The sequence below is a fragment of the Nocardioides alkalitolerans DSM 16699 genome (assembly GCF_000426525.1).
GTDB classification, from domain to species: domain Bacteria; phylum Actinomycetota; class Actinomycetes; order Propionibacteriales; family Nocardioidaceae; genus Nocardioides; species Nocardioides alkalitolerans.
Genome location: NZ_AUFN01000011.1, coordinates 247336 through 262720 on the forward strand (window position 1 = coordinate 247336; position 15385 = coordinate 262720).

A 15385-nucleotide genomic window follows, 5' to 3' on the forward strand; every position below is an offset into this window, starting at 1 on the left:
CCGTCGCTGCGCGCGTGGCAGACGGCGGCCATGAAGCAGTACCTCACCGAGGCGCCGAAGGACTTCCTCACCGTCGCGACGCCGGGTGCCGGCAAGACGACGTTCGCGCTCTCGGTGGCCTCCGAGCTGCTGGCCCGCCGGGTCATCGACCGCATCACCATCGTCGCGCCGACCGAGCACCTCAAGGTCCAGTGGGCCGAGGCCGCGGCGAAGGTCGGCATCCCGATCGACCCGACGTTCGCGGCCGGCAAGGGCCGCACCTCGAAGGACTTCGTCGGCGTCGCCGTCACCTATGCCGGGGTCGCGGTCAACCCGTTGGCGATGCGCATCCGCACCGAGCGGTTCCGCACCCTGGTGATCCTCGACGAGATCCACCACGCCGGCGACGCCATGTCGTGGGGCGAGGGCGTGCTCGAGGCGTTCCAGCCGGCGTCGCGCCGGCTCGCGCTCACCGGCACCCCGTTCCGCTCCGACATCAACCCGATCCCGTTCGTGCGCTACGCGCCGGGCGACGACGGCATCCCGCGCTCGGTGGCGGACTACACCTACGGCTACCAGCACGCGCTCAGCGACCACGTCGTCCGCCCCGTGCTGTTCCTCGCCTACTCCGGCGAGATGCAGTGGCGCACCAGCGCCGGCGACGAGATCGCGGCCCGGCTGGGGGAGCCGCTGACCAAGGACATGACGGCCCACGCGCTGCGCACGGCCCTCGACCCGCGCGGGTCGTGGATGCCGAGCGTGCTGGCGGCGGCCGACTCGCGCCTGAGCGAGGTGCGGCGCCACGTGCCGGACGCCGGCGGCCTCGTCATCGCGACCGACCAGGAGTCGGCGCGGGCCTACGCCAAGCTGCTCCGGACGATCACGGGCGAGGCGGCGACCATCGTGCTCAGCGACGAGAAGACCTCGTCGAAGAAGATCACCGCGTTCGCGGCCGACGACAGCCGCTGGATGGTCGCCGTACGCATGGTGTCGGAGGGCGTCGACGTGCCGCGGCTCGCCGTCGGGGTCTACGCCACGACCACCTCGACCCCGCTGTTCTTCGCCCAGGCGGTGGGTCGCTTCGTGCGTGCCCGCAAGCGCGGCGAGGTGGCGTCGGTCTTCCTGCCGTCGGTGCCGAAGCTGCTCGAGCACGCCTCCGAGCTGGAGGCGCAGCGCGACCACGTGCTGGGCAAGAAGGTCACCGACGAGGACGACATCTTCGCCGCCGAGGACGCGCTGGTGGCGCAGGCGAACGCCACCGAGTCGGCGTCGGGCGAGGAGATGCTCTCGTTCGAGGCGCTCGGCTCGGCGGCCGTCTTCGACCGCGTGCTGTACGACGGGGGCGAGTTCGGCCACGCCGGCGAGGTCCAGGTGGGCTCGGAGGAGGAGATGGACTTCCTCGGCATCCCCGGCCTCCTCGACGCCGACCAGGTGCGCGACCTGCTCCACACCCGTCAGTCGGAGCGCGCGCGCAAGCAGAAGGCGGCGGCGGAGGAGTCCGGCCGACGCCCCAGCACCGACTCCGTGGAGCAGCTCACGGCGCACGAGCAGCTGGCCGTCCTGCGGCGCGAGCTCAACGGCCTGGTGGCGGCGTGGAACCACCGGACGGGGCAGCCCCACGGCGTCACCCACGCCGCGCTCCGGCGCGACTGCGGGGGTCCGCCGGCGGCCATCGCGACGTCGGAGCAGCTGCGGGAGCGCATCGAGCGCATCCGCGAGTGGGCGGTCCGCCGTACGTCGTGACGGTGCGGGCAAGCCGAAGTTAGGTTAGCCTCCCCTCTCGTGTCCGTCTCCGACGTCGCCCTCGAGGGCCGTGGCCTCCGCCTGAGCTACCACGGCACCGCCGTGGTGCACGAGGTCTCCGTCGCCCTGCGCACCGGCGCGGTCACCGCGCTCGTGGGCCCGAACGGCAGCGGCAAGTCGACGGTCCTCCGCTCCCTGGCCCGGCTCCACAAGGTCGACGTGGGTGCGGTGCTGCTCGCCGACGGCCTCGACGCCCACGGCCTCGGTGCCAAGGAGTTCGCCCACCGGGTGACCCTGCTGTCGCAGTCCCGCCCGCAGCCGTCGGGCCTCGCCGTCCGTGACGTGGTGGCGTTCGGACGCCATCCCCACCGCGCCCGGTTCTCGGGCCTGGGCGACGCCGACCGCGAGGCCATCGCCCACGCCCTCGCCGTGACGGGCACCGACGCCATGGCCGACCGTGCCGTCGACGAGCTGTCGGGCGGCGAGCTGCAGCGGGTCTGGCTGGCCACCTGCCTGGCCCAGGACACGGGCGTCCTGCTGCTCGACGAGCCGACCAACCACCTCGACCTGCGCTACCAGGTGGAGATCCTCGACCTGGTGCGCGACCTCGCCGACGAGCACCAGGTGGCCATCGGCATCGTGCTCCACGACCTCAACCAGGCGTCCGCCGTCGCCGACGACATCGTGCTGCTCCACCGGGGCGTCGTCCGCGCCGCGGGCGCGCCGGCCGACGTGCTCGACGCCGAGCTGCTCAGCGAGGTCTACGGCCTCACCGTCCACACCGCCCTCGACCCGGACCTCGGAACCGTCCGCGTCGAACCACGGGGAAAGCACCACCTCCGTCGGGCCTGAGCCCCGGAGCCTCCCGCCCCACCGACCCAGAAGGATCACCGATGAAGCGTCAGCTCTCCGCCGCCGTCCTGGCGGCCGGCCTCACGGCCCTCGCCGCCTGCGGCTCGACCCAGCCCGCCGCCGACGAGTCCGACGAATCGACCCCCTCGGCCGCCAGCGGCGACGACTGCGCGACGTCGGAGACGGCCGACGAGGTCACCGAGGGGCCGATCACGATCACCGACGACCTCGGCCGCACCGTCGAGCTCGACGAGCCGGCCACGCGCGTGGTCTCGCTGGAGTGGCAGCAGACGGAGGACGTCCTGACGCTCTGCGTGAACCCGGTGGGCGCCGCCGACGTCGAGGGCTACGGCACGTGGGACTCCGCGGCGGACCTGCCCGCTGACACGGAGGACGTCGGCACCCGCCAGGAGCCGAGCCTCGACGCGGTCTTCGCGCAGGACCCCGACCTGATCATCGTCGAGCCGAGCAGCGCCGACGACCCGCGCATCGCGCAGCTCGAGGAGTACGGCGTGCCCGTGCTCGCCTCCGTCGGCGCGGACGCCGAGGACCCCATCGGCAAGGCTCGCGACACGTTCACGATGATCGCGGAGGCGCTGGGCAAGCAGGCCCGGGCCGAGGAGGTGCTCGCGCAGCTCGACGCCTCGCTCGAGGAGGGCCGCGCCGCGATCGAGGCCGCCGCGCCCGAGAGCACCGACTTCGTCTACTTCGACGCGTACGTCGACGGCTCCAACGTCAGCATCCGGCCGTTCGGCCAGGGCGCGCTGATGTCCGAGGTCGGCGAGGAGCTCGGGCTCACCAACGCCTGGACCGGTGAGGTCGACCCCGTCTACGGCCTCGGCGCCACCGACGTCGAGGGCCTCGTGGCCGTCGAGGACGCGACCGTCTTCTACACGGAGACCGAGTCGGCGTCGTGGCTCGAGCCGCTGCAGGACAACGCGGTGTGGACCGGCCTCGACTTCGTCGAGAACGACCGCCTCCTCCCGTTCCCCGAGGGCATCTGGACGTTCGGCGGTCCCCGCTCGATCCAGCAGATGGTCGACGCGTACGTCGCTCAGCTCTCCTGAGCCCGGGCCGCCCGATGACGACGACGCAGGAGCGCGCGGCCGCTGACGCCGCCGCGGCCGCCGAGGCGGAGCAGCTGCCCACCGGGGTACGGCGGGTCGTCCCCGGCGCGCTCGGGGTGGGCGTGCTCCTGGTCTCGGCCCTCGTGGTCGTCGCCGGGTGGCACCTGACGCAGGGCACCTCGGCGGTCGGGGTCTCCGACCTGCTGGGCCTGCTCACCTCGCCCGGCGCCGACGGCGCCGAGCGCACGCTCGACGTGCTCTCGGCGTCGCGGCTGCCGCGCATGCTCGCCGGTCTCCTGGTGGGCTTCGCCCTCGGGGTGGCCGGCGCGATGTTCCAGTCGCTGGCGCGCAACGCGCTGGCCTCGCCCGACACCCTCGCGGTGAACGCGGGGGCCTACTTCGCGGTGGCGCTCAGCTCGGTGCTCGGCGTGAGCCTGCCGCTGCTGGTCTCGGGCGGCACGGCGTTCCTCGGCGGCCTCGCCGCAGCGGGGCTCGTGCTCGCGCTCGCCGGCCGCGGGGGCGCCTCGACGACCCGCCTCATCCTCGCCGGCACGGTGCTGGGCCTCGCGCTCAGTGCCCTGACCTCGATGCTCCTCGTCCTCTTCGCGCAGGAGACCACGGGCCTGTTCGCCTGGGGGAGCGGCTCGCTGAGCCAGCTCGGACCCGCCGCGGTGCGGCAGATGGCCCCGGTGATCCTGCTGGCCCTCGCCGCGGGCCTCCTGCTGTGCAGCCGCCTCGACATCGTGGGGCTCGGCGACGACACCGCCGGGGTGCTCGGTGTCCCGGTGCGCAGCACCCGGGTCCTCGGCACCCTGATCGCCGTCGTCCTGTCGGCCGCCGCGGTCACCCTGGCCGGGCCCATCGGCTTCGTCGGCCTCTGCGCGCCGGCGGCCGCGCGGCTGCTGGGCGGCGTCGTGCCCGCGCTGCGCCGCCACCTCGTGCTCCTGCCGGCCTCGGGACTCCTCGGTGCGCTGCTGGTGCTGCTCTCCGACGCGACGCTCCGGGCGTTCCTCGGCGCGGAGGCGGCGCTGATCGTCCCCACCGGGGTGACGACGACGCTCCTCGGGGCCGTCGTGCTCGTGGTGCTCGCCCGCAGCGCGCGGGACGCCGGTCCGACGCGACGGCCGCCGACGGGTGCGGTCGCCGGTCGCTCGCGCCTCCGCTTCTGGATCGTCACCGGCCTCGCCGGCGTGCTCGCCGCCACGGCCGGCGTGGTCGGCCTCCTCGCCGGCTACACCTGGCTGCTCACGGGTGACCTCGTCAACTGGGCGCGGGGCAACGCGCTGCCCCTCGTCGAGTTCGCGATCGACGAGCGGAGCCCGCGCGTCGTGGCCGCACTCGTCGCGGGCGCCGCTCTCGCGCTCGCGGGCACGGTCATCCAGGCGGTCTGCCGCAACCCCCTCGCCGAGCCGGGCATCGTCGGCATCACCGGTGGGGCCGGGGTGGGCGCCGTCGTCGTCGTGACGGGCGTCGGTCTGGCCTCGACGACCGCCGTGCTCGGCGCCGCCGTGGCGGGCGCGCTCATCGCGTTCGCGATCGTCTACGGGCTCGCCTGGCGCAACGGGCTGGACTCCGACCGCCTGGTGCTGGTCGGCATCGGGTTCTCCGCCGGGGCGACGGCGCTGACGACGTACCTGCTCGTGCGGTCGAACCCCTACGACACCCCGACGATCTTCACGTGGCTCTCGGGCACGACGTACGGCCGCACCTGGGAGCAGGTGCGCCCGGTGGTCGTGCTGCTCGTGGTGCTGCTGCCGCTCGTGTGGGCGGCCTCGCGGGTGCTCGACCTCGTCGCCCTCGACGAGGACACCCCGCGGCTCGTCGGGGTGCGTCTCGAGCCGGCGCGGCTGGGCCTGCTGCTCGCGGCCGCCCTGCTGATCGCGGGCAGCGTCAGCGCGGTGGGCGTGGTCGGCTTCGTGGGACTGGTGGCCCCGCACGCCGCCCGGGCGCTCGTCGGCGGCTCCCACCTCCGGGTCGTGCCGGTGGCGATGCTGCTCGGGGCCGTGCTGCTGAGCGTCGCCGACACGGTCGGGCGCACGGTCATCGCGCCGGCCCAGGTGCCGGCCGGGCTCGTCGTCGCGATCATCGGGGCGCCGTACTTCCTCTGGCTGCTCTCCCGCTCGCGCGCCTGACCCTCCGGGGTGGTGGGGTGGCGGCGGGGGCAGGGAACCGATGCCCGCCGGGGCGCGTCCTAGGGTGGTCCGGCAACCGACCACGAGGAGCTGATCTCGGATGTTCCGCGCACTGGCACTGCCCGCCGCCCTGGCCACGATCCTGGCGCTCTCGGCCTGCGGGTCCGATGACGACGGGTCCGCCGCCGACACGGGCACCGACCCGGAGTCGAGCTCGTCCCCGTCCGCGTCCGACGGCACGCCCGAGGTGCCGGGGGAGGAGACCGACGCCGACGACGTCGTCGCGGCCGCCGTCGCCGACCTCGCGGAGCGGGAGGGCGCCGACGCCGGTGAGATCACCGTGGCCTCCGACGAGGCCGTCGAGTGGCGCAGCGGCGCCCTCGGGTGCCCGGAGGCCGGCCAGATGTACACCCAGGCGCTGACGCCCGGCCGCCGCATCATCCTCACCGTCGGGGGCGAGGAGTTCGCCTACCACGCCGCCGCGACCGGCTCCGCGTCGTACTGCGAGACGCCCGAGGAGCCGGCCGCGGAGTGACGCGGAGGCGTGGTGCGGGGTCGCTCAGTCGACGTCGCCGACCACGACCGCCTCGGCCTCCCGCGTGCTGTGGGCGGCCGGGGCGTCGCCGTGCAGGGCACGGGTCACCGTCCGGGCGCCGCCGCTCGCGATGACCACGCCGACGGCGACGGCCGCGGCGCCGAACCAGAACGGGGCGTGCACGTCGACGTTCTCGGCCAGCTTCAGCGCGACGAACGGGCCGAGCGCCCCGCCGGTGAACCGCACGAACGAGTACGCCGCGGAGGCCACGGGACGCTCGACGGGCGCCGAGCCCATGACGGCCTCGGTGACGAGCGTGTTGTTGACGCCGAGGAAGGCGCCGGCCACGACGATGCCGACGATGATGACCGGCTCGTGGGTGGCGAAGACCGCCATCATGGCGAGGTCGAGCGCGAACAGCGCGAGGCAGCCGATCATCGCGGGCACGGTGCCGAAGCGGTGCTGCAGCCGCGGCGCCACGACGACGGACGCGACGGCGAGCAGGACGCCCCAGCCGAAGAAGGTCCAGCCGATCTGCATGATGTCGAGGCTCGGCAGCGCGAACGGGCCGGCGGCCATGAGCGTGAAGAAGCCGAGGTTGTAGAAGACGGCGACCAGCGCGAGCAGCAGCAGCGCGGGGTGGCGCAGGGCGCGGAACGGGTCGGCGAGCGAGGTACGGCGCCCGGTGGGCGGCGTGCTGGGCAGGAAGAACGCGGTGGCCACGAGGGCGATCGTCATCAGCACGGAGACGCCGAAGAACGGACCGCGCCACGACTGCTCGCCGAGCAGGCCGCCGAGCAGCGGGCCCGACGCGATGCCGAGGCCGAGGGCCGCCTCGAACAGGATGATGGCGTGGGCGAGCGAGCCCTTCGACGACGTCACGATCGTCGAGAGCGCGGTGGCCACGAAGAGGGCGTTGCCGAGCCCCCAGCCCGCGCGGAAGCCGATGACGGCGCCCACGGAGCCCGACGACCCGGCCAGGGCGGCGAACACGATGATGAGCGCGAGCCCGGCGAGCAGGGTGCGCTTGGGACCGATGCGGCTCGAGACCACGCCGGTGACGAGCATGGCGATGCCCATGACGGCCATGTAACTGGTGAAGAGCAGCGAGACCTGGCTGGGCGTCGCGTCGAGCTGGCCCGCGATCTCCTTGAGGATGGGGTCGACCAGCCCGATGCCCATGAACGCGATCACGCAGGCGAACGCCACGGCCCACACGGCGCGGGGCTGGCGCCAGGGCGAGCCGCCCGGGTCCGGCGCGTGCGCGCCGCCGGCCGGGGGTGCGGCGGCGGTGGGGGCGGTGCTGGTGGACGTGTCGAGGGTGGTCACTGGGGTCCTTCCGTGAGGTCGCGGAGCAGCGAGACGGCGCGCTCCAGCTCGTCGACGTCGTGGCCGGCGGCCACGAGGCGCGCGCTGACGGCGGCGGCGTTGCGGCGTCGTACCAGCTCGAGGGCCTCACGGCCCTCGGCGGTCATGCGCACGAGCGTGGAGCGGTAGTCGTCCGGGTGCTGCTCCTTGGTCACCCACCCGCGGGCGAGCAGCCCGTTGACCGTGGCGGTCGCGGTGGGTTGGGCGGTGCCGTCGGCCTGCGCGAGGCGGCTGACACCGAGCGGGCCCTGCTCCTCCAGCAGCGACAGCATGCGCAGCGCGGGGGAGGAGTCGGGCGAGGTGCGACGGATCTGCCGGATCAGGCGGGCCGCGTGGATCACGAGGTCGACGGACAGCTGGGTGAGCCGCTCGTCCTGCGGGCCCTCACCGTCGAGGGGGCCACTGCCGAGGGACCCGCTGTCGTCGGGACCGGTCTCGCCGGTGGGCGGGGCGGTGTCGGTGCCGGGAGTCGTCGTCACAAGAGACCAGACTACATAGATGGTCTATACAAATAAAGTGGCGGCGGGCGGTGGGAGGGAGCAGACTCCGGTCGTGGCCGTCTACGTCGCCTTCCTCCGCGCCATCAACCTGGGCCCGCGCCGCCAGTTCCCCATGGCCGACCTGCGGGCCGCGCTCGAGGCCGACGGCTTCGTCGAGCCCCGCACCCACATCCAGACCGGCAACGTCCGCCTCGAGACCCCGATGCGGAGCGTCGCGCGGCTCACCGAGCGGCTGGAGCGGGTCTTCGCGGCCGACCGGGGGTTCGAGGTGCCGACCGCGGTGCTGACCCGCGCCGAGCTGGTGGAGGCCGCCACCGACGGCGAGGCGATCCTCGCGCTGGAGGCGGCGGCGGGGGAGGTGCACGGGCAGTACGTGACGTTCCTGCGCGACCTCCCCGAGCCGGCGGCGGTCGAGGCCCTCGAGGCGCTCTCCGACGTCGACGGCCGGGTCCGGGTGCGGGGGCGGGCCGTCCACGTCACGCTGGCGGAGGGCTACCGGTCGACCCGGCTCGACAACAACCGCGTCGAGAAGGTGCTGGGCGTGGCCGGCACCAACCGCAACCTCACCGTCGTACGACGCCTCGCGGCCGACTGGGGGCGCTGAGGGCGGGGGTGCCGGCCGGGCCTCTCGACCGGGCCCCTTGACCGGGCCCCGTCGGGCCGGGGTAGAACGGTGGCGCCTCTGATCACCTCGACACTCGGGACTCGACGATGACCAGCTCCGCAGATCGCTCGCCCCTGCCCACGCGTCGCTCGACGCGCCGTACGGTGCTCACCGGGGCCGCGGCCCTGGGCGCCGCCGGCTTCGTCTCGGCGCCGCTCGCCGCCCAGGCCGCCCACCCCGGCGGCGGTCACGGAGGAGGAGGTCGAGACAGCGTGCGGCTCACGGTGCTCGGCACGACCGACCTCCACGGCAACGTGCTGAGCTGGGACTACTTCAAGAACGCGGCCTTCGCGAACGCGGCCGGCGACGAGATCGGCGTGGCCAAGGTGGCGACGCTCATCGAGGCCGTCAAGGCGGAGCGGGCCGGCGAGCCCCTCGTCACCATCGACGCCGGCGACACCCTGCAGGGCACGCCGCTCGCCTACTACTACGCCCGGGTCGCGCCCATCACGGGCGGTGGCGTCCACCCGATGGCGGCGGCGATGAACCTCTGCGGGTACGACGCCGCCGCGCTCGGCAACCACGAGTTCAACTACGGGCTCGACGTGCTGCGCACCTTCGAGAGCCAGCTGGACTTCCCGCTCCTCGGCGCCAACGCCGTCGACGCCACCACGAAGCGGCCCGTCTTCCCGCCGTACGTGGTCAAGCGCCTGCGCGTGGGCGGTCGCGGCCACGGGGGCCACGGCGCGCAGGGCGGACGCGGCGGGGGTCGCGGCGAGGGTCACGGCGGGGGTCACGGCGGGGGCGAGTGGATCAACGTCGGCATCCTCGGCCTCACCAACCCGGGCATCGCGATCTGGGACAAGGCGGTCGTCGAGGGGCGGCTCGAGTTCCCGGGCCTCGTCGAGGAGGCGCAGCGCTGGGTGCCGCGGATGAGGCGCGAGGGCTGCGACGTGGTCGTGGTCGCGGCGCACTCGGGGGCCGACACGAGCTCGTCGTACGGCGACGCGCTGCCCTACCCGGAGAACGCGGCGAGCCTCGTGGCCGAGCAGGTGCCGGGCATCGACGCGATCCTCGTGGGCCACGCCCACCGGGAGATCCCGCAGCGGTTCGTGACGAACGCGAGCACGGGCCGGAGCGTACTCCTGAGCGAGCCCCTCTACTGGGGCATGCGGCTGACCGTGATGGACCTCGAGCTGCGCCGCCACCGCGGCCGCTGGCAGGTCGTCGGCAGCACCGCCCAGACGCTCAACGCCAACACGGTCGACGAGCACCCGGCGGTCGCGGCCGCCGTCGCCGAGCAGCACGCGGTGGTCGTCGACTACGTGAACTCGGTGGTCGGCACCTCGGTGACCGAGCTGCCGGCCGCCCGGGGCGTGGTGGAGGACGTGCCGATCATCGACTTCGTGCAGCACGTGCAGGCCGGCGCGGTGAAGGAGGGCCTCACGGGGGCCGACGCGGCGCTGCCCGTCCTGTCGATCGCAGCGCCCTTCAGCCGCACCGCGGTCTTCCCGCAGGGCGACCTCACCGTGCGCGACGTCGCCTCGCTCTATGTCTTCGACAACACGCTGCTCGCCGTCCGCGTGACGGGGGCGCAGCTGAAGGACTACCTCGAGTTCTCGGCCCGCTACTTCAAGGCCGTCACGGGCGCCGGGCCCCACGCGATCGCCGACGTCACGAACGCCCCGACCACCGAGGCGCCGAACGGCACGCCCGACTACAACTTCGACACCGTCGCCGGGCTCGACGCGCCGCTGACGTACGACGTCGACCTCACGCAGCCGGTCGGCTCCCGCATCGTGGGCCTGGCGTACGGCGGGGACCCCGTCGCCCCGGAGGCCGAGTTCGTGCTCGCGGTCAACAACTACCGGCAGTCCGGCGGCGGTGGCTTCCCGCACGTCACGACGGCACCCGTCGTGGTGAACGGCCAGCAGGAGATCCGGCAGCTGCTCATCGACTGGGTGACCGACCGCGGGGTCGTCGACCCGGCGGACTTCGCGTCGGTCGACTGGCGCCTCACCGCGGGCGGGGAGCCGCTCGACGTGCGGTGACCTGACATGCTCGGGGCGTGACTGTCGCCGACCTCGTGCTGGGCACCATGTACTTCGGGACGAAGACCGACGAGCGCACGTCGTTCGCGCTCCTCGACCGCTTCGTCGAGGCGGGCGGGCGCACGCTCGACACCGCCGACTGCTACGCCTTCTGGGCGAGCGACACCGGCGCGGGCGGGCAGAGCGAGGCGGTCCTCGGTCGCTGGCTCGCCGCCCACCCCGGGCTGCGCGACGAGCTCGTGATCGCGACGAAGGTGGGGCCGGAGCCGGTCGTGCCGGGCGATCTCGGGCGCGTCGTCGGCCTCGCCCCCGACGTCGTACGACGCTCGGTGCGCGCCAGCCTCGAGCGGCTCGGGCTCGACCGGGTCGACCTCTACTGGGCCCACCTGGAGGACCGCAGCGTGCCGATGGACGAGGTCGTCGCGGTGTTCGGCGAGGTCGTCCGCGACGGTCTCGCGACGCGGCTCGGCATCTCCAACCACCCGACCTGGCGGGTCGAGCAGGCGCGCGCCCTGGCGGCGGCGTCCGGGGTGGAGCCGTTCACGGCGCTGCAGCTGACCACGTCGTACGTGCGGCCCCGCCCCGACACCGAGGTGCCCGGCAAGGACCACCGCTTCGGCTTCGTCACCGACGAGACCGTCGACTACCTCGCCACCCACCCCGACCTCGAGCTGTGGGCCTACAGCCCGCTCGTCCAGGGCAGCTACGCCCGCGACGACCGCCCGTTCCCGGAGGCCTACGACCACCCCGGTACGACGCGGCGCCTCGCCGTGCTCGCCGAGGTCGCGGCCGAGCTCGGCGCCTCGACGACCCAGGTCGTGCTGGCGTGGCTGCTCGGCGGCTCGCCCGCCATGCGGCCGATCGTCGGCGTCAGCTCGCTCGAGCAGCTCGACGAGGCCGTCGGTGCCGCGCGGCTCGAGCTCACGCCCGCGCAGCGTGAGCGGCTCGACGGGGCGCGCTGAGCCGAGCCCAGGGAGCCGGGACCACCGAACCGGGCCCGTCGTACGCTCGATGCATGGGTCTCCTGCTGACGACGCCGCTCTCCCGGGTACGACGCGTGGTGCGCCACCTGACCGGTTATCCCCGCAGTCCGCTGGCCGGGCGCACCGTCATGATCACCGGCGCCTCGTCGGGCATCGGCGAGGCGACGGCCCTGGCGGTGGGCGCCCGCGGGGCGACGGTGCTGCTGGTGGCCCGCCGCGGCGACGAGCTCGAGCGGGTGCGGCGCGAGATCGAGTCGGCCGGCGGAACGGCGTACGCGTTCGTCTGCGACCTGACCGACGGCGACCAGATCGACCAGCTGGTGCGCACGGTCGACGCCGAGTTCGGTCCGGTCGACCACCTCGTCAACAACGCCGGTCGCTCGATCCGGCGCTCGCTGGCCCTGACGCACGACCGCTTCCACGACGTCGAGCGCACGATCGCGGTCAACTACCTCGGACCGGTGCGCCTCACGCTGGGCCTGCTGCCCGCCATGCGCGCCCAGGGCTTCGGGCACGTCGTCAACGTCGTGACCTGGGGCGTGCAGGTGAAGTCGCCGAAGTTCGCGCCGTACATCGCCTCGAAGACCGCCCTCGACACCTTCGCGCGCATCGCCGGACGCGAGACCTATCGCGACAACGTCGCGTTCACGAACCTGCGGATGGGTCTCGTGCGGACGGCGATGTCGGCCCCGACCGAGGCCTACCGGCGGGTGCCCGCGCAGTCGCCGGAGCAGGCCGCGCTGACGGTCGTGCGGGCGCTGGAGGACCGGCCGATCACGGTCGACCTCCTCCCGGCCCGCGTGCTCGAGCTCGCGAACGTCGTCGCGCCCCGGCTCACCGACCTGGCCTTCTCGCTCGCCGACCGGCGGTTCCCGGACTCGGCCGCCGCACGTCGCGGCGTCGCCGCCACGTCGCCCGCCGACGTCTGAGGGGTACGGCGGGCGCCCGCTCGGTGTGGGGCGACTCGCGGAGGGGCGTCGCCGGGCCACGGGGTGCGGACTGAGGCCGGTGGATTCCGGAGGCGTGGGTCCGCGGGCGTCGCCGGGCCCTGGGGTGGGGACTGAGGCCGGTGGATTCCGGGGGCGTGGGTCCGCGCGCGTCGCCGGGCCCTGGGGTGCGGACCGAGGCCGGTGGATTCCGGGGGCGTGGGTCCGCGGGCGTCGCCGGGCCCTGGGGTGCGGACCGAGGCCGGTGGATTCCGTCGGCGTGGGTCCGCGGGCGTCGCCGGGCCGGCCGGCCGGTGCTGGCGCCACGCCGTCGCGCGCGGACGGAACGGTCCGTGTGCCCGCCTTGGTGACGGGCGCGGTCCGCGTTCCCCTCGGCCTGGTCGGTCGGGCTGCGCCGGGCTGCGTCGGGCGCAGCACCCCCGACGGACGGGTCCCGCCGACGACCTAGCTGGCCTTCTTCGCCGTCCGCTTCGCGGGGGCCTTCTTGGCGGCGGAGCTGCTCTTCTTCGCGGCGGTCTTCGTGGGGGCCTTCTTCGCCGCCGGGGCCTTCTTCGCGCCGGTGGCGGCCTTCTTCGCCGGTGCCTTGCGCGTCGTCTTTTTCGCGGGCGCCGCCGATTCCTCGTCGGACTCGGACTCGGTGTCGTCGTCGGCGTCGTCCACCGCCTCGCCGCGCGACTTCTTCGCCGCCTGCACCGAGCGCTGCAGCGCCGCGAGCAGGTCGACGACCTCGCCGGAGGACTTGGTGGAGGTCTCGGTGCGCTGCACCTCGCCGCCCTCGATCTTCGCCTTCACGACGGCCTCGACGGCGTCGGCGTAGTCGTCGGTGAACTCGTCGGCGTCGAAGTCACCCGCGAGGGTCTCGACGAGCATCCGGGCCATCTTCACCTCGGAGTCCTTGACCTCGCCGGAGTCGATCGAGAAGTCGGGCACCCGCACCTCGTCGGGCCACATCATCGTCTGCAGCACGATCACGTCGTCGCGCACGCGGAGCACGGCGATGGAGGTGCGGTTGCGGATGGCGACGGTGACGACGGCCATCCGGTCGGCGTCCTGGAGCGCCTGGCGCAGCAGCGCGTAGGGCTTGGCGCCGGTCTTCTCGGGCTCGAGGTAGTAGGACTTCTCGAACAGCATCGGGTCGATCTGGTCGCTCGGCACGAACTTCTCGACCGCGATCTCGCGGGAGGAGGCCGACGGCAGGCTGGCGAGGTCCTCGTCCTCGAGGATGACCATCTCGCCGTCCTCGGTCTCGTAGCCCTTGGCGATGTCGGCGTACGCGACCTCCTCGCCGTCGACGGAGCAGATGCGCTGGTACTTGATGCGCCCGCCGTCCTTGGCGTGCACCTGCCGGAACGAGACGTCGTGCGACTCGGTCGCGGCGTACAGCTTGACCGGCACGTTGACCAGCCCGAACGAGACCGCGCCCTTCCAGATCGCCCGCATGGCGTGCACCTCTCTCCGTCACGTCCGCCCCGCGGCAGACCCACGGACCAGACCCGGCCGGTGCCCCGAACTCATCGGGGCGGGGAAGACCAGCCGGTCGACACCAGGTTCCCAGTATCACCCGAGGTCACGCGTGTGGCCGGTGGAGCGGGCAGGATGGCGCCGTGCCGACCTCGCCGACCTCCCGCACCGGGCTGACCGGGGCGGCCGGGCTGCGCCCGATGCTGGCCACGAAGGGCACCCACGTGCCCACCGGCGAGGGGTGGAGCCACGAGGTCAAGTGGGACGGCATGCGCGTCCTGGCCGCCACCGGCGCCAGCGTCGGCGCCGCGGCCACGCCCGACCTGCGGATGACGAGCCGCAACGAGAACACGGTCACCGCCGCCTACCCCGAGCTGCACGGCCTGCCGGCCGCGGTCGACGGCCGCCACGCCGTGCTCGACGGCGAGGTGGTGGCGTTCGCCGACGGCCTGCCCAGCTTCTCCGCGCTCGCCGACCGCATGCACGTGCGCGAGCCGCGGCGGGCGGCCCGCCTGGCGACGACCAACCCGGTGACCTTCCTCGTCTTCGACCTGCTGCGCCTCGACGGCCGCGACCTCACCTCCCGGCCCCTGGCCGAGCGCCGTGCGCTGCTGGCCGACGTGCTCGCCGTCGACGACCGCTGGCAGGTGCCCCCGGCGTACGACGACGGCGCGATGCTGCTGGAGGCCACCGACCAGCAGGGCCTCGAGGGCATCGTCAGCAAGCGCCTCGACTCGCCGTACGCGCCCGGCACCCGGAGCCGCCACTGGCTCAAGTTCCCGCACCGTCGGCGCGCGTCGTACGTCGTCGGTGGCTGGCGCCCGGAGACCGGCTCGGAGCACCGCCTGGGTGCGCTGCTGGTCGGTACGCCGACCCCCGGGGGCCTGCTCTACCGGGGGCGGGTGGGCTCGGGCATCGCCGGCAAGGTGGGCCCGGTGCTCGCCGAGCTGCTCGCGCCCCTGGCCGCGACGCGCAGCCCGTTCGCCGACGAGGTGCCGCGCATCGACGCGACGGGGACCCGGTGGGTGCACCCCCAGCTCGTCGTCGACGTCGAGTCGCTCGGGGTGAACGGTGACCCGACGGTGTCCGGGTCCCGGCTGCGGCAGCCGTCGTACCGCGGGGTGCGCACCGACCTCGACCTCGGTGACCTCTGACCCGTACCG

The 15385-nt window shown here is 74.1% G+C and carries 13 protein-coding genes; 10 read left to right on the forward strand and 3 right to left on the reverse strand.

Going from position 1 to position 15385, the window contains the following annotated elements; all coding sequences use genetic code 11:
- Positions 1-30 precede the first annotated feature (30 nt).
- The 5 genes from K329_RS0107845 (at position 31) to K329_RS25430 (ending at position 6308) form a co-directional block, all read left to right on the forward strand.
- Positions 31-1722, forward strand: a complete 1692-nt coding sequence (locus K329_RS0107845) for a DEAD/DEAH box helicase (RefSeq protein ID WP_084541157.1) — start codon at positions 31-33, stop codon at positions 1720-1722.
- 39 nt (positions 1723-1761) lie between these two features.
- On the forward strand, positions 1762-2574 hold the full coding sequence (locus tag K329_RS0107850; RefSeq protein WP_028472605.1) for an ABC transporter ATP-binding protein: 813 nt from the start codon (positions 1762-1764) through the stop codon (positions 2572-2574).
- A 41-nt stretch (positions 2575-2615) separates the two neighbouring features.
- Complete coding sequence (locus K329_RS0107855) at positions 2616-3641, forward strand: ABC transporter substrate-binding protein (RefSeq protein WP_028472606.1); 1026 nt, start codon at positions 2616-2618, stop codon at positions 3639-3641.
- A gap of 14 nt (positions 3642-3655) precedes the next feature.
- On the forward strand, positions 3656-5773 hold the full coding sequence (locus K329_RS0107860; protein ID WP_028472607.1) for an iron ABC transporter permease: 2118 nt from the start codon (positions 3656-3658) through the stop codon (positions 5771-5773).
- A 100-nt stretch (positions 5774-5873) separates the two neighbouring features.
- Entirely contained in the window at positions 5874-6308 is a 435-nt protein-coding gene (locus K329_RS25430; RefSeq protein ID WP_043642554.1) for a hypothetical protein, read from the forward strand.
- Positions 6309-6332: 24 nt separating this feature from the next.
- Here K329_RS25430 and K329_RS0107870 read toward each other — a convergent pair whose 3' ends face one another.
- Both K329_RS0107870 and K329_RS25435 read right to left on the reverse strand, forming a co-directional pair.
- Entirely contained in the window at positions 6333-7637 is a 1305-nt protein-coding gene (locus K329_RS0107870; protein ID WP_084541100.1) for an MFS transporter, read from the reverse strand.
- Complete coding sequence (locus K329_RS25435) at positions 7634-8155, reverse strand: MarR family winged helix-turn-helix transcriptional regulator (RefSeq protein WP_052336543.1); 522 nt, start codon at positions 8153-8155, stop codon at positions 7634-7636. The genes K329_RS0107870 and K329_RS25435 overlap by 4 nt, the downstream gene beginning before the upstream one ends.
- Positions 8156-8228: 73 nt before the next feature.
- Here K329_RS25435 and K329_RS0107880 point away from each other — a divergent pair, with 73 nt between their 5' ends.
- The 4 genes from K329_RS0107880 to K329_RS25440 all read left to right on the forward strand — a co-directional run bounded on the left by K329_RS0107880 (position 8229) and on the right by K329_RS25440 (position 12743).
- Positions 8229-8780, forward strand: a complete 552-nt coding sequence (locus K329_RS0107880; protein ID WP_028472609.1) for a DUF1697 domain-containing protein — start codon at positions 8229-8231, stop codon at positions 8778-8780.
- A 107-nt stretch (positions 8781-8887) separates the two neighbouring features.
- Positions 8888-10831 (forward strand): bifunctional metallophosphatase/5'-nucleotidase, encoded by a 1944-nt coding sequence (locus tag K329_RS0107885; RefSeq protein WP_043642555.1) that lies wholly within the window; start codon positions 8888-8890, stop codon positions 10829-10831.
- 17 nt (positions 10832-10848) lie between these two features.
- Positions 10849-11793: an aldo/keto reductase gene (locus K329_RS0107890; protein ID WP_028472611.1), complete on the forward strand. Its 945-nt coding sequence runs from the start codon at positions 10849-10851 to the stop codon at positions 11791-11793.
- Between the two features lie 53 nt (positions 11794-11846).
- Entirely contained in the window at positions 11847-12743 is an 897-nt protein-coding gene (locus K329_RS25440) for an SDR family NAD(P)-dependent oxidoreductase (RefSeq protein WP_052336544.1), read from the forward strand.
- A gap of 462 nt (positions 12744-13205) precedes the next feature.
- Here K329_RS25440 and ku read toward each other — a convergent pair whose 3' ends face one another.
- A complete protein-coding gene (gene ku / locus K329_RS0107900) occupies positions 13206-14201 on the reverse strand; it encodes a non-homologous end joining protein Ku (RefSeq protein ID WP_028472612.1) in 996 nt (331 codons plus the stop codon).
- A gap of 164 nt (positions 14202-14365) precedes the next feature.
- On the opposite strand from ku, the gene ligD reads away from it, so the two are divergent.
- Positions 14366-15376 (forward strand): non-homologous end-joining DNA ligase, encoded by a 1011-nt coding sequence (gene ligD / locus K329_RS0107905; RefSeq protein WP_245596481.1) that lies wholly within the window; start codon positions 14366-14368, stop codon positions 15374-15376.
- The last annotated feature ends 9 nt before the right edge of the window (positions 15377-15385 follow it).